General features: G+C 63.8%; 13 protein-coding genes and 1 pseudogene. 6 read left to right on the top strand and 8 right to left on the bottom strand.

All coding sequences use genetic code 11. From position 1 onward, the window contains the following. On the top strand, nucleotides 1-667 hold a 667-nt coding region (locus tag EOA60_RS03880), incomplete at its 5' end, for a 3-oxoacyl-[acyl-carrier-protein] synthase III C-terminal domain-containing protein (RefSeq protein WP_281060727.1). A 6-nt stretch (nucleotides 668-673) separates the two neighbouring features. Here EOA60_RS03880 and EOA60_RS03875 read toward each other — a convergent pair. Further along, nucleotides 674-1,240, bottom strand: coding sequence for an isoprenylcysteine carboxylmethyltransferase family protein (locus EOA60_RS03875; RefSeq protein WP_095825028.1), 567 nt, complete (start codon nucleotides 1,238-1,240; stop codon nucleotides 674-676). 180 nt (nucleotides 1,241-1,420) lie between these two features. On the opposite strand from EOA60_RS03875, the gene EOA60_RS03870 reads away from it, so the two are divergent. Further along, nucleotides 1,421-2,050, top strand: a complete 630-nt coding sequence (locus EOA60_RS03870; RefSeq protein WP_095824937.1) for an MOSC domain-containing protein — start codon at nucleotides 1,421-1,423, stop codon at nucleotides 2,048-2,050. A 69-nt stretch (nucleotides 2,051-2,119) separates the two neighbouring features. On the opposite strand, the gene EOA60_RS03865 is transcribed toward EOA60_RS03870, so the two are convergent. The 3 genes from EOA60_RS03865 to tsaA all read right to left on the bottom strand — a co-directional run bounded on the left by EOA60_RS03865 (nucleotide 2,120) and on the right by tsaA (nucleotide 3,994). Next, nucleotides 2,120-3,079: a D-amino acid aminotransferase gene (locus EOA60_RS03865; RefSeq protein ID WP_095824936.1), complete on the bottom strand. Its 960-nt coding sequence runs from the start codon at nucleotides 3,077-3,079 to the stop codon at nucleotides 2,120-2,122. A gap of 97 nt (nucleotides 3,080-3,176) precedes the next feature. Continuing rightward, nucleotides 3,177-3,491: a DUF2293 domain-containing protein gene (locus EOA60_RS03860; RefSeq protein ID WP_066990672.1), complete on the bottom strand. Its 315-nt coding sequence runs from the start codon at nucleotides 3,489-3,491 to the stop codon at nucleotides 3,177-3,179. Further along, nucleotides 3,488-3,994: a tRNA (N6-threonylcarbamoyladenosine(37)-N6)-methyltransferase TrmO gene (tsaA, locus tag EOA60_RS03855; RefSeq protein WP_095824935.1), complete on the bottom strand. Its 507-nt coding sequence runs from the start codon at nucleotides 3,992-3,994 to the stop codon at nucleotides 3,488-3,490. The genes EOA60_RS03860 and tsaA overlap by 4 nt, the downstream gene beginning before the upstream one ends. 141 nt (nucleotides 3,995-4,135) lie before the next feature. Here tsaA and EOA60_RS03850 point away from each other — a divergent pair, with 141 nt between their 5' ends. Together EOA60_RS03850 and metF are read left to right on the top strand one after the other, a co-directional pair. Next, nucleotides 4,136-5,143, top strand: a complete 1,008-nt coding sequence (locus EOA60_RS03850; protein ID WP_067328997.1) for a metalloregulator ArsR/SmtB family transcription factor — start codon at nucleotides 4,136-4,138, stop codon at nucleotides 5,141-5,143. Beyond that, entirely contained in the window at nucleotides 5,143-6,060 is a 918-nt protein-coding gene (gene metF / locus EOA60_RS03845) for a methylenetetrahydrofolate reductase [NAD(P)H] (RefSeq protein WP_067328999.1), read from the top strand. Before EOA60_RS03850 ends, metF begins: the two co-directional genes overlap by 1 nt. Nucleotides 6,061-6,485: 425 nt before the next feature. Here the strand turns inward: metF and EOA60_RS03840 are convergent, their stop codons facing one another. Continuing rightward, nucleotides 6,486-7,406, bottom strand: a complete 921-nt coding sequence (locus tag EOA60_RS03840) for a DMT family transporter (RefSeq protein ID WP_095824934.1) — start codon at nucleotides 7,404-7,406, stop codon at nucleotides 6,486-6,488. 213 nt (nucleotides 7,407-7,619) lie between these two features. Here EOA60_RS03840 and EOA60_RS03835 point away from each other — a divergent pair, with 213 nt between their 5' ends. Then, nucleotides 7,620-8,840: an alanine racemase gene (locus tag EOA60_RS03835; protein WP_095825027.1), complete on the top strand. Its 1,221-nt coding sequence runs from the start codon at nucleotides 7,620-7,622 to the stop codon at nucleotides 8,838-8,840. Nucleotides 8,841-8,876: 36 nt separating this feature from the next. Here the strand turns inward: EOA60_RS03835 and EOA60_RS03830 are convergent, their stop codons facing one another. Both EOA60_RS03830 and EOA60_RS03825 read right to left on the bottom strand, forming a co-directional pair. Next, nucleotides 8,877-10,055 (bottom strand): lytic murein transglycosylase, encoded by a 1,179-nt coding sequence (locus EOA60_RS03830; protein WP_127335045.1) that lies wholly within the window; start codon nucleotides 10,053-10,055, stop codon nucleotides 8,877-8,879. A 171-nt stretch (nucleotides 10,056-10,226) separates the two neighbouring features. Further along, nucleotides 10,227-11,018 carry a GH25 family lysozyme gene (locus EOA60_RS03825; RefSeq protein WP_067329008.1) on the bottom strand — a complete coding sequence of 264 codons (792 nt, stop codon included), beginning with the start codon at nucleotides 11,016-11,018 and terminating at the stop codon, nucleotides 10,227-10,229. A 230-nt stretch (nucleotides 11,019-11,248) separates the two neighbouring features. On the opposite strand from EOA60_RS03825, the gene EOA60_RS03820 reads away from it, so the two are divergent. After that, complete coding sequence (locus EOA60_RS03820; RefSeq protein ID WP_095825026.1) at nucleotides 11,249-12,634, top strand: serine hydrolase; 1,386 nt, start codon at nucleotides 11,249-11,251, stop codon at nucleotides 12,632-12,634. A 6-nt stretch (nucleotides 12,635-12,640) separates the two neighbouring features. On the opposite strand, the pseudogene EOA60_RS03815 reads toward EOA60_RS03820, so the two are convergent. Then, nucleotides 12,641-12,940, bottom strand: a pseudogene (locus tag EOA60_RS03815) (SAM-dependent methyltransferase); the annotation flags it as partial.

The following is a 12,940-nucleotide window of genomic DNA, read 5'->3' as shown; positions in this document are numbered from 1 at the left end:
CTCTTCCGCCGCGGCGGCGCTGCACATCGCGGTCAACCTGGTCAGGGCAGGGGCGCACAAGCGCATCCTGGTGTCGACGCCCGAAATCATCACCGGCCATCTCAACTTCCGCGACCGGCAGACGCATTTCATCTTCGGCGACGCCTCGGTCGCCATGATCGTCGAAGGGCTCGACCAGGGCGAGAAGCGGCCGGGACGCTTCGAGGTGCTCGACACGCGCACTTGGACGCAAATGTCGAACAACATCCGCACCAATCTCGGCTACCACACCCGCACTGCCCAGGACGATCCCTACCAGATCAACCTCGAGGGCAATCTGATCAAGCAGGTCGGCAACAAGGTGTTCAAGGAAGTCACGGTCGCGGGCCACAAATTCATCGTCGAGTTCCTGGCCGAGCATGGTCTGGCGCCGCAAGGCATCCGCCGCTTCTGGCTGCATCAGGCCAATGCGCGCATGAATGCGATGATCCTGAAACTCGCCTTCGGCCATGATGTCGACCATGACCGCGCGCCGATGGTGCTGGAGCGGCTCGGCAACACGGCGGGCGCCGGCGCCATCGTGGCACTGTCCGAAAATCATGCGGACATGAAGGCCGGCGATTTCGGCCTGCTCTGCGCCTTCGGCGCAGGCTATTCGATCGGCGGCGCGCTGCTGAGGATGTTGTAAACCGGCTCAGGCGGGGACGAACGGCACCAGCATCGGCACGCGCCTGGCATAGTCGTCATAGGCGGGGCCGAGCTCGCCGCGCAGGAAGCTCTCCTCCAGCCTGGCCTTGACGACGATGCCGACAAGCAGCAGGGCAGCGCCGGCAACACCCCAGACAGTGCCCTTGGCTGCCATGGTGGCGAGGATCGACACCAGCAGGCCGGTGTAGATCGGGTGGCGGACCAGCCGATAGGGACCGGTGTCGACCACGCGGTGATCGGCTTTGGCGGTGACGGTGCCCGACCACAGCCGACCGAGATGCAAGCGCGCCCACCAGGCGAAAGCGATGCCGATCGCGATCAGGGCGACGCAGATCCAGCCCTTGGCAAGCGTCGGCGTCCACAGCCGCAATCGGCCGACATAGCCGTGCGCCGGCGCGAACAGCAGAAAGGTGCCGGCCAGCCAGAGAACCCGGTAACGGGCCTCAGCCTTGAAGTCCGCGCGCTTTTGCGCTGGATCGGCCCACGCGGCGGCCAGCACCCAAGACACCACCCAGGCCAACCAGAGCGCGGCGATCGCATGTTGAACCTGCATGATCTGAACCCTCCCAAGTTTCGCGCCGCCATTTACGCCGCCGGCGCGGCGGCAATGCGGCGGAACGTGAAAGCGTGCGGCATCTTCAGGTAAGAAAGTCGTGATCGCCATCAAGCGCTGTGATCGGATCATCAGCGCTTTCGACTGGACCGAGTAGCCGAGCGTCTCTAGACCAACGCTATGCAGGAAACGAACCTAGAGCTTTTTCCGTCGGCGGAGCCGACGGCCGACATCGTCGCCGGCCGCAAGCTGACAGCATTGGCAGCGGCACTCTATGCCGCTCCGTCCGATCATTTCGAGTCAAGGCCCGTGGACGAATTGCGCCTTGGCTTCGACGGGATCGAGGGTGACTTCCATGCCGGCGCGACGCGGCGCTCCGGCGGGCGCGAGCCCTGGTACCCGCGCGGCACCGAAATGCGCAACGAGCGGCAATTGTCGCTCGTCGCCGCGGATGAGCTCGCCATCGTCGCCCACCGCATGGGCCTCGAGGAGATCAAGGCGGAATGGATCGGCGCCAACCTGATGATCGAAGGCCTGCCGCATCTTTCGATGCTGCCGGCGGGGTCGCTGTTGTTCTTCAAGGGCGGCGTGACGATCAAGATCGACGGCCAGAACAAGCCCTGCCGGGTCGCCGGGCAATCGATCGCCGAACATGTCAACGCGGCGGATCGCGACGCGACGGCCTTGCTGTTTCCGAAGACGGCGAAGAGGCTGCGCGGTCTGGTCGCCTGGGTCGAAAAACCCGGCATCATCAGGACCGGCGAAGAGATTTCGGTGCGGGTGCCGGAGCAGTGGATCTATCGCGCGTGATCGGGCTTCGGCTTTGGATATCGCCGGTTCAAGTCTCGCTCGAGTGAACTGTTGGAGTGGCTTTGGTTGTCATCCGTAGCGCACTGCGCTCGACCAGGCCGGATCCTCGTGCTTTTGCCAGTAGAGGCGCATCAGACGCTCAGTGATCGCCCCGACCTTGCCATCGGCAACCGGAGCACCGTCGATCATCGTGACGGGCATGATGCCGCCGGCCGTCGAGGTGATGAAGACTTCGTCGGCTGACTTGAGCGCGGCCACGCTGACATCCGCGGCAACCGTGGGCAGTCCCGCCTCGGCGCACAGGTCAAACACGGTGCGGCGCGTTATGCCGGGCAGCACGCCGACGGCGGGCGTGGTCAATTTGCCTGCCCTGACACAGAACACGTTGAAGCCTGGACCTTCGGCGAGGTTGCCGTTGAAGTCGAGGACCAGCGCGGTGTCGGCGCCGCGGTCATAAGCGTCGTAGAGCCCGCGCACCAGGTCCAGCCAATGGTAGTTCTTGATCGAGGGATCGATCGAGGCAGGTGGGATACGGACTTTGTCGCTGATCGCGACGTGGAGGCCGCTTCGCAATTGTTCGGCATTGGCGACCGAGCCGAAGGGGACGGCGAAAGCCATGAACCGGTTGATCGCCTGACGCGGATCGCGGCTGAAGGTCGGCGAGGCGCCGCGCGTGCACAGCATCTCGACATAGGCACCGCGATGGCCGGACAGCGCGACGCAATTGTGCAGGATTTCGGCAACGCCGTCGCGGCCGAACGGGATGGTCATGCGAAGCTTTTCCAGCCCGCCGAAGAAACGGTCGAGATGCAGATCGAGACGGAAAAAGCGGCCGTCCCAGACATGGACCGTGTCGTAAGTGGCGTCGGAATGCAGAAAGCCCCAGTCCAGCACCGACACCTTTGCCTGCGACATCGGCAGATATTGTCCATCGAGATAAGCGACGCCGTTGGGATAGGCATGCGGATCGAGATGACGCTCTGACAGAATGGGTAGTGGCGCGGCAGGCGCGGGGGCGGCTTGGCTCATTTCGCTCCATCTTCGTCGTTGTGGAAAGGCAGGTTAGCGTCCAGCTTCGAATGAAGTAAGAGCCAGGCCAACGGCGCTGTCTAGCCTAGCCTGTGCTTTACTCGTCCTCGTCATCCTCTTCCAGCAGCCGCGTCGCGCGCCAGCGGGTCAGCACCTCATTGGTCTCGTCGATGACAAAGAAGCGTGCCGAGTCGCGGTCATAGCCTTCGGCCAGCAGTTTGTCATAGTCGGTATGGGTGTGGCGGACATGCGCGATGGTTGCCAGCCACACCGCGATCGTCGGCGGCAAGCTCTTCATATGCACGGCTCCGGCATCGGCGCGGATTTTTTCCATGTCGGAATAGGGGGCGAGCGGCAAGAGCGCGGTGAGCGCCTTGGCAATCGCGCGGCGGCGGCCGGTCGGCGCGCTCATTTCTCCTCGCGTCCGGCAGTGGCCGCCTCAGGGAAGGCATCGGTCGACGCATAGTAGGGCTTGATGTCGACGACCGGCGTGCCGTCGAGCACGTCGATGGCGTCGATCTCGATCCGGCCTTCCTCGATATCGAGCGCGACGAGCTTGGCGATGTGCAGGCCGACAGGGTTCGGCCGGGCAGGGGAGCGCAGCGAGAAAACGCCTTTCGGTTCAGCCGCATGGCGCGGCTTCTGCACAATCAGATTCCGTGGGGCATGATCGAGCCAGGACAGGATGACGATGTGGCTGGCGCGATCGAGGTTCTGCAGCCCCCGGCGGTAGGGCTTGTCGATCAGGATGGCCCCAGTCCGACCGGTCTCGCGGGCGGCGCGCATGTTCTTGGGACAATCCTCGCGGCTCGTCCAAGGCGAGGCGATCCGGCCGATGAAGACGACATGGCCGTCCGGCGGCAGATTGGCCGGGTCGTTTTCCAGGAGCGTCTCGTCCTCGCGTCTCTCGAACATCGTTCAATCAATCCGCGGACGCATGGCCTGCAATGCGCGGACCATGGCTGCGCCATTTTCTTGTCCGAGAGCGACATAACGCTTGCCAGGGTTTTAAATTCGACATAAACATATCTTTATATCTTTCAGCGAGAACCTTTCATGCATGTCACGCTCGACACGATGGTAGATACATTGAAGGCGGCTGCCGAATCCAGCCGCCTGCGCATTCTGGTGCTGCTGTCGCGCGGCGATCTCACGGTCTCCGACCTTACCGAAATCCTTGGCCAGTCGCAGCCGCGCGTCTCACGGCATCTGAAGCTACTGCTCGATGCCGGGCTGATCGGCCGCTACCAGGAAGGGTCCTGGGCCTTTTTCAGGCTGTCGGACACAGACAGCTCGCGCGATTTCGTTCAGCGGCTCGTCTCGGGCGTGCGCGAGGCCGATCCGCAGGTGGTGCGCGACCTGGAGCGGCTGGCCGCTGTCAAGCGCAAGCGGCAGGACCGGGCCGCGGAGTATTTTTCGGAGAACGCCGCCAGCTGGGATCGCATCCGCTCGCTGCATGTGCCGGATCGCGCGGTGGAAGCGGCACTGCTCAAGCTTGTCGGCAAACGGCCGTTCCAGTCGATGCTCGACCTCGGCACCGGCACGGGCAGGCTGCTGGAGATCTTCGCGCCGCTCTACCGGCGCGGCGTCGGCATCGACATGTCGCGCGAGATGCTGACCGTGGCGCGCGCCAATCTCGACAAAGCCGGCGTCGCCAATGCGCAGGTGCGCCAGGGCGACATCTTTTCGCCGCCGGTCGAGCGCAACGCCTTCGATCTCGTCACCATCCACCAGGTGCTGCACTATCTCGACGATCCGGCCCGCGCCATCGGCGAGGCCGCGAGGCTGCTGCGTCCGTCCGGCAGGCTGGTGATCGTCGATTTCGCGCCTCATAATCTGGAGTTCCTGCGCGACCAGCACGCGCATATGCGGCTCGGCTTTTCCGACCGGCAGATCGCCGACTGGTTCGAGGAGGCAGGGCTTGACCTCGAAGAGAGCCAGGAGTTCGAGCCGCGCGGCCAGGCCGAGGCGAGACTCACCGTCAAGCTCTGGTTGGGTCGCGATCGCCGCCTGCTGATCGCCGATCCGTCCAACGACACACTTCCAGCAAGGGAAACAGCCTGATGAACCAGTTCCGCTTTTCCCGCCGCCCCGACATTGGCGACAAGGTCCGGGTTTCGTTCGAGTTCTTCCCGCCCAAAACGGATGAGATGGAAGCAAGGCTCTGGGACACCGTCACAAGGCTCGAGCCGCTCAAGCCGCGCTTCGTCTCGGTGACCTACGGTGCCGGCGGCTCGACCCGAGAGCGCACGGCGCGCACCGTGAAGCGCATCCTCAATGAGACGACGCTGACCCCGGCGGCGCATATGACCTGCGTCGACGCGGCCCGCTATGAGGTCGACGCCGTCATCCAGGAATTCGCCGACTTTGGCGTCACCCGTTTCGTCGCCTTGCGCGGCGATCCGGCAGCAGGCGTGGGCACCGCCTATCGTCCGCATCCCGATGGTTATGCGAACGGCGCCGAACTGGTCGGGGCGCTGAAGAGCGTCGGCGATTTCGACATCTCGGTCTCGGCCTATCCGGAAAAGCATCCGGAAAGCCCGGACTTCGCCACCGACATCGACATGCTGAAGCGCAAGGTCGACAATGGCGCGACGCGGGCGATCACCCAGTTCTTCTTCGACAACGACCTCTACGAGCGCTATGTCGAGCGCGCGCGCCGCGCCGGCATCTACATCCCGATCGTGCCGGGTATCCTGCCGGTGCACAACTTCACCCAGGTCGCCAATTTTTCCTCCCGCTGCGGCGCGCTGGTGCCGGCCTGGCTGGCCGAGCGCTTCGAAGGGCTGGAGAACGATCCGCAAACGCATGCACTGGTGGCCTCAGCGGTCGCGGCGGAGCAGGTCCATGATCTGGTCGAGCGCGGCGTCGGCGATTTCCATTTCTACACGATGAACCGTGCCGATCTGGTCTTCGCCGTCTGCCACATGATCGGCATCCGCTCGCATGAGGCGGAAGCGGCCGGCTCGGCCGCGGCCTGATCAAACTCGCCGAAAAGTGTGCAGCGGTTTTGCGAAACGACATGCATCCAAAACAATGATTGAAACGGAAAAGGCCGGGCGGAACCCGGCCTTTTCGAATCGGTTGGACTCATCCTCGGTGTTGGTCTTCCCGGCTTCGGCGGGTCAGGGAAGAACGCCCATGATAAGGGCGCCGATGAATGCAAACGCAGCACAAATCATCAATGCGTTGATTGGCCTCGTCAGTCCCATGCCATAGCCTCCTCTTAAGAGCTATGGCCGGAATCTAGAGTCATTTGGGTCACAGGCAAGCGGAAAATGTGCTGCATTGCGACGTGATTGTGGAATTTGCGACCTCGAATTTGCCGTTAGCCATTGAAACTCTTCGGCAAAAACCGATCCAAGAGTTTGTGAATAAATTATGGCGAAGCCGTGGCATGGCACCGCTACCATCGGCCGAACAGGCGCCCGTCAATGGTGATCAGACCGACTCCGATCAGCGCCATGCCGCCCATTTCGAAGAGCTGCAGCCGCTCGCCCAGAAACAGGAATCCGAGCAGCACGGCACTTACCGGTACGATCAAAGTGACCAGCGAGGCGTTGGTGGCGCCGGCCGAGGCAACGAGGTTGAAATAGAGGATGTAGGCAAAGGCTGTGGAGAGCAGGGCCAGCCCGAGCACCGCGGCCCAGACCGGCGGCGAGACCGAAAACAGCCCGGCTGGGCCGTAGGCAATCAGCACGACAGGGATCATGATGATGGTCGATGCGGTCAGTTGCCCGGTGGCGATGACCGGCGAAGGCACCCCCTTGAAGCGGCGCGCGATCATCAGGGCAATCGCGTAGGACACCGAGGCGCCGATCAGCGCGAACTTGGCCCAGGCCGGCTCGCCGAGGCCAGCAGCCAAACCAGGACCGATCATGACAGCTGTTCCTGCAACGCCGAGCGAGATGCCGGCCAGCTTGTTCCAGGACAGTTTTTCATCAGCGGTGAGCGCATTGGCGAGGAGCAGCGTCCAAAATGGCGTCGTGGCATTGAGCACAGAGGCAATACCGGCGCCGAGCTCGGTCTGGCCGGCGAAGATCAGCGAAAACGGAATGACATTGTTGGCCAACGCCAGCAGGAAGAACAGGCCGGCGTGGGGAAAGGCGAGACGGAAGGACGGGCCGCGGATCGCCAGATAGAGCTGAAGCGCGGCCGCCGCGATGGCGACGCGAAACAGCACCAGCGCCAAAGGATGGATCTCCGCCACGGCAATACGGGCAAAGAAGAAGGAGCCGCCCCAGATCGCGCCGAGCAGCAGGAGCTGCGCCCAATCTCTGAGCGTCATCGGTCCGCGTGTCGGCGCGGCGCCAGCCGCCATCGTCATGTCGTCACCCCTCCCATGCCGATCGCTCCCTCAATCCGCCGAACCAGCTCCAACCGATATACGGTTCGGTGGCAAGGGCCACCCGAAACCTGCCCAATGGTTTAGCGTAGCGCAAAAGGGTGCGGCCGCTCGCAGGCGAAGGCGAGACACAGAACTGTTTTCTTTGGCGGCTAGCTAGGATTAATTGTGCGCGCCGAGATCAAGGATTCGTCCATGCAGCGATTCGAAAATGCCCGCGAGGCGGCACTGGCGCTTCGTCCGGACGATCCGGTCTATTGCTTCCGCCCGCAGGTGCTTAAGGCCGATGCTTTGCAATTCATGGGCATGTTCCCGGGCAAGACCGCCTATGCGGTCAAGACCAATGGCGAGCAGATCGTGCTGAAGACGCTGGTCGAGGCTGGCGTGAGCGCCTTCGACGTCGCCTCGCCCGGCGAGTTCGCCGCCGTGCGGGCCGTCTCGCCCGAGGCCGAAATGCTCTACATGCATCCGATCAAGGCGCAGTCGGACATCAAGCTGGCGCTGGAGAAATACGGCATCCGCGTGATTTCGCTCGATCATGAGGACGAGATCACCAAGCTGACGCGCGTGGTGCGTGCGCTAGACATCGATCCCGGCGCTCTCACCGTCTTCGTGCGCATCCAGACCAAAGGCCACGCGGCCTATGAGCTGTCGAAGAAATTCGGCGCCGGTCCCGCCAATGCGGTGGAGCTTGCCGAGCGGCTCAACCGTACCGGCTACAAGGTCGGGCTGTGCTTCCATGTCGGCAGCCAGATCGAGGACCCCGACACCTACGAGCGCGCGTTGGCCTCTGCCGACTGGGTGCGCAACCGGCTGACCTTCGACATTGCCGGGCTCGACGTGGGCGGCGGCTTTCCGGCCGAGTACGGCCACGATCCCAACCGCAAGCACATCGAGATGCCGTCGCTCGGCCAGCTCATGTCGCGGCTGGCCGGCGACCTCAAGGAATACCGGTTCGACGAGATGCCGCTGGTCGCCGAACCCGGCCGCGTGATCGTGGCGCGCTGCCTGTCGCTGATCGTGCGCGTGCTCTTGCGCAAGGGCAAAAGGCTCTACATCAATGACGGCATCTGGGCGTCGCTCTCGGATTCATGGACCGGCAAGATCACGCTGCCGGCGCGCTTCATTCCCGATCCGGCGATCCGCACGCGCAATGGCAGCGACAAGACGGTCGTGCCGTTCAAGGTCTGCGGCGCAACGTGCGATTCCGTCGACATATTGTCGAGGCCGTTCTGGCTGCCGGAAACGGTCGACACGGGCGACTGGATCGAGATCGGCCACATCGGCGCCTACTCGCTGTCGCTGAGGACGCGATTCAACGGGTTCTATCCCGACACGTTCGTGGAGGTGACGACGCCGTTCGACGAGGGCGACGCGCCGCAAGGTTTCGCGAGCTTGGAGACGATGGCGGATTGAGCTCCCCCTTCTCCCTTGTGGGAGAAGGACAGGGCGCTACAATTTCGCCAGCAATTCCGGCGTCGGCCAACCGTCCACGGCCATGCCCAGGCGCATCTGCTCCTTGCGGATCGCTTCGCGGGTATTCGTGCCGAGGATACCGTCGACCGTGCCGACATCGTAGCCCTTGGCCTCAAGCTTGGTCTGCAGGGCCTTCATCTGGTCACCGTTGAGGCCGGGCTCGGGCGTGCGCGGGTCGAATTGCGGCGCCCCGGCCAGACGGGTCGCCAGCACCGCAGCGGTGAGCGCGTAAGTGAAGGACTGGTTCCATTCCAGATAAACGTCGAAATTGTCGTAGGTCAGGAAGGCTGGACCCTTGCGACCCATGGGCAAGGCGAGCCCGGCCTTCAGGCCGTTGTCGACGAGCGGCGTGCCGTCCGGATTGGTCACGCCCCATTGGGCCCATTGCGACAGCGGCAGCTTGTTGGTGCGGCCGGTCTGGTCCCAAGGCATGTCGTCGGGAACGCGCACCTCCTCGACCCAGGGCTGGTCGCGCTTCCAGCCGCGCGACAGGATTTTGTCGGCCGTGGTCATGATGACGTCCGCCACGCTGTTCCGGAGATCGACCTTGCCGTCGCCGTCGCCGTCGACGCCGCGGGCGAGATAGTCGGTCGGCAGAATCTGCGTCTGGCCGATCTCGCCGGCCCAGGCGCCCTTGACATCGGCCGGCAGCACGCCGCGGTCGATCAAGGTCAGCAACGGCACCAATTCCGGCCGGAACAACTGAGGGCGGCGGCAGTCGTGCGCAAGGGTGACCAGCGCGTCCAGCGTGTGGAAATCGCCCTGCACGGCGCCGAAATCCGTCTCCAGTCCCCAGAACGCTGTGATGACGGCCGGCTGCACGCCGAATTCCTTGTCGGCGCGCGCGAAGACGTCGGCATATTTCTTGAGGTTGGCCGCGCCCTGCTTCAGGCGATAGGCCGAGATCATGCGGTTCGAGAATTGGGTGAAGGTCTGGGCGAACACCCCTTGAGCGCGGTCGCGCGCCAGCACCTTTTCATCGATCGCGGCATTTTCCAGCGCCTTCAGGCCAACGGCGCCGACGCCGGCTGCCTTGGCTTCCGCGGCCACGCCCTGTTTCCACGCTTCGAAATCGCCGCCGCATTCCTGCGCCGCCGCAGGCCAAGCGAAAGCGCCGACCAGCAGCGCCGCCAGGATTTCAACGCGCAATCGCATCGCTTCCCTTACGAGACCGGGGCATGATCACGGCCGGATGCGGACGCATCATGCGTAGATTTCAAAATTCAGGAGCGCCGTGCGGCACCCCGGTGGGGTGCGCCGCTCCGCATCGCCAGCGGTTGCAACTATCACCGCCCGCCATGTCGAAAGCAGGCAAGGGGGCCGATGTCAACGGGTGTTCTGCCGCAGCCACTTGTTCCAGGCGGCTTCCGAGCCGTTGAAAACATTGATGTCGGACTTGCCGGTCATGCCGGGCACGATGCCGGTTCCGGTGTACTGCCAAAAGGTGAAAGGATGGCTGCCATACTTCTGGCGCGGATGGCCGGCGACCGAGCGCAGCCAGTAAGGATAGCCGCGGAACGTCGCCAGGTTATTGTCATCGAAGAAGTCGAGCGACGTATAGATGATCGGCTTCTTGCCATAATGGCGCTCGACGATCTCGAGAAAGGTGGTCATCTCGCTGCGCACCGTCGCGGGATCGGGGCGCAGTCGGCAGGTCGGGGACTTCGGGTTCCATTCCATGTCGAGCACCGGCGGCATCGCCGACGGATCTTTCGGAACATTGGCGATGAACCAGCGCGCCTGGGTGGCGGCCGGGGTGCAGAAATAGAAGAAATGATAGGCCGCGCGCGGGAGTCCGACGGCCTTGGTGCGTGCCCAATGCTCGTTGAAATAATCGTCGAAGCGATCGCCGCCCTCGGTCGCCTTGATGAAGGCGAAGGAGATGCCGCTGGCCTTGGCCGTCGGCCAGTCGACAGAGGTCTGGTATTTTGAGACGTCGGTGCCGTGGATCGCATAATTCCACGGCGCGCCGCTGTCCCATTCATGCGGTTTGGAATCTTCGAAACGGGGCGCGCGCAGGGCGACCGTCTGCGATGACGGCGCCAGCGGCGATAGATCGTCCACGGTCGAGCAGGCGCTCAACAGCGTCAGCATCAGGATGGCCGCAAGACGGCGCATGATATCCCCCGAGCCGGGATCAGCCGGCCGCTGATGGGTCCTTCACTGATGGTGGTCGCTTCCGCAGGCCCCCTCCGGACGGTCGCCCCACAGGACCGCCCAGTCTCTCCGTTCATCGCCGAACATGGTTGATAATCCATTGACGGCGCTCGACATCGACCATGATTTTGGAGAAGCAATGGCGGCAAATCAATGACATAAAGCGAACCGGAAAACCCAAGGGCGGAAAGATGCGGGCTGTCGTGAAGTTCACCAAATGGCTGTTCGGCCTCATTGTGCTGGCGGTGATCGCGCTCTTCGCCTGGCTCTACTTTGCGCCGCCCGAACTGATCCGTGTCGGCTCGGGCTATGCGGCCAAGATCGTCTGCTCCAACGTGTTCATCGCCGGCCGCGACCCGAATGAAGTGCTGGCCGTCGACGTGCAGGCACCGGGCCATCCGCTGCTCAAGCTGATGAAGGTATCCGTCGACAAGGAAAGGGGCCTTGTTTCGGCGGGCCTGCTTTGGACGCTGGGCAAGAGCGTCGCCGTAGAGCGCCACGGGGTCGGCTGCGCGTCGGTTCCGGATGGCGACACCGGCAGGGCGCGGCAGACCTCCGTCCATATCGAGCCTTTGGCGGTGGCCTCGCAGGATGCGCTCTGGCCGGAGGGCGAAAGGGTGGACGCCCTGCAAAACCCCGCCGTCACGAAGATCGTCGACGATGCCGCGATGGTCGGGACAGGCATGCGCGCGGTCGTGGTGGTGAAGAACGGCCGCATCGTCGCGGAACGCTATGGCGAGGGTTTTTCGGCCAAGACGCCGCTGCTCGGCTGGTCGATGACCAAGACGGTGAATGCCGCGATCGTCGGCACGCTGGTCAAGGACGGCAAGATGGCGCTCGACAACAAGGGCCTGTTCTCGCCGTGGAAGGCCGACGGTCGGGCGGCGATCAGTCTTGCCGACATGATGGCGATGTCGAGCGGGCTGGAGTTCAACGAGGACTATGGCGACGTCGCCGACGTGACGCGCATGCTCTATCTCGAGCCGGACATGGCGGGCTTTGCCGAGACCAAGCCGCTCGGCGGCGAGGTGGGCAAGGCATTTTCCTATTCGAGCGGTACGGCCGTCATGCTGTCGCGGCTGTGGCAGGAGGCAATCGGCGACAAGGTGAAGGCGCTGAGCTGGCCGCGCACGGCGCTGTTTGAGCCGCTCGGTATGCACAGCGCGGTGCTCGAAACCGACGAGCGAGGCACTTTCGTCGGCTCGTCCTATCTCTACGCCACGGCGCACGACTGGGCCCGCTTCGGCCAGTTCCTGCTGCAGGGCGGTGTCTGGAACGGCGCGCAGATCCTGCCCGCCGGATTCGTCGACTGGATGCGGCAGCCGGCGCCGGCCTCGAAGGTCTACGGCAACGGCCAGGTGTGGATCGAGGGTCCGGGCGATGAGGAGAATCCGGGCGCGGGCGCTGCCGCCGGCCTGCCCAAGGACACCTACTGGATGGAAGGCCATGACGGCCAGACGGTGGCCATCATTCCGTCGGAGCAATTGGTGGTGGTACGGCTCGGGCTGACACCTGCCAAGCTCGGCTATCGGCCGCAGGCGATGGTGGCCGCGCTGGTGAAAGCTTTACACCAGTAAGGCTCTCTACATCCGAGCTCCGATGACGCCGAGCCAGGCATAGCCGCGATAAAGCGTTCTGAAACGGAAGGTTGCGCCGGTCCGTTTCGACTCCGAGTCAAGGACGTCGCGCAGCGAGGCGCGCGGCGTGACATGGAATTTCCGCAGCCAGCCGCGCAGCAAGGCCCGGAACCAGTTTGGCAGACCTTCCTGCTGGCCGAAATCGACGACATGCAGCGAGCCGCCGGGTGCGAGCGCGGCAAGCGCGGCCGACACGGTCTTCTCCCAGCCGGGGATCATCGACAACGAATAGGATATGAAGACACG

Source organism: Mesorhizobium sp. M1A.F.Ca.IN.020.06.1.1, from assembly GCF_004023265.1.
Classification (GTDB): domain Bacteria; phylum Pseudomonadota; class Alphaproteobacteria; order Rhizobiales; family Rhizobiaceae; genus Mesorhizobium.
The sequence above is the reverse complement of the archived record's forward strand: the minus strand, read 5'-3'. Positions and strand labels throughout refer to the sequence as shown.

Bases quoted from the DNA above. Each gene is read 5' to 3' on its own strand.
- EOA60_RS03870 (WP_095824937.1), top strand. From the start codon at position 1,421: ATGCAGGAAACGAACCTAGAGCTTTTTCCGTCGGCGGAGCCGACGGCC.
- EOA60_RS03860 (WP_066990672.1), bottom strand. From the start codon at position 3,491: ATGAGCGCGCCGACCGGCCGCCGCCGCGCGATTGCCAAGGCGCTCACC.
- metF (WP_067328999.1), top strand. From the start codon at position 5,143: ATGAACCAGTTCCGCTTTTCCCGCCGCCCCGACATTGGCGACAAGGTC.
- EOA60_RS03825 (WP_067329008.1), bottom strand. From the start codon at position 11,018: ATGCGCCGTCTTGCGGCCATCCTGATGCTGACGCTGTTGAGCGCCTGC.
- EOA60_RS03820 (WP_095825026.1), top strand. From the start codon at position 11,249: ATGCGGGCTGTCGTGAAGTTCACCAAATGGCTGTTCGGCCTCATTGTG.
- EOA60_RS03830 (WP_127335045.1), bottom strand. From the start codon at position 10,055: ATGCGATTGCGCGTTGAAATCCTGGCGGCGCTGCTGGTCGGCGCTTTC.
- EOA60_RS03835 (WP_095825027.1), top strand. From the start codon at position 7,620: ATGCAGCGATTCGAAAATGCCCGCGAGGCGGCACTGGCGCTTCGTCCG.
- EOA60_RS03850 (WP_067328997.1), top strand. From the start codon at position 4,136: ATGCATGTCACGCTCGACACGATGGTAGATACATTGAAGGCGGCTGCC.
- EOA60_RS03875 (WP_095825028.1), bottom strand. From the start codon at position 1,240: ATGCAGGTTCAACATGCGATCGCCGCGCTCTGGTTGGCCTGGGTGGTG.
- EOA60_RS03840 (WP_095824934.1), bottom strand. From the start codon at position 7,406: ATGACGATGGCGGCTGGCGCCGCGCCGACACGCGGACCGATGACGCTC.
- EOA60_RS03865 (WP_095824936.1), bottom strand. From the start codon at position 3,079: ATGAGCCAAGCCGCCCCCGCGCCTGCCGCGCCACTACCCATTCTGTCA.
- tsaA (WP_095824935.1), bottom strand. From the start codon at position 3,994: ATGTTCGAGAGACGCGAGGACGAGACGCTCCTGGAAAACGACCCGGCC.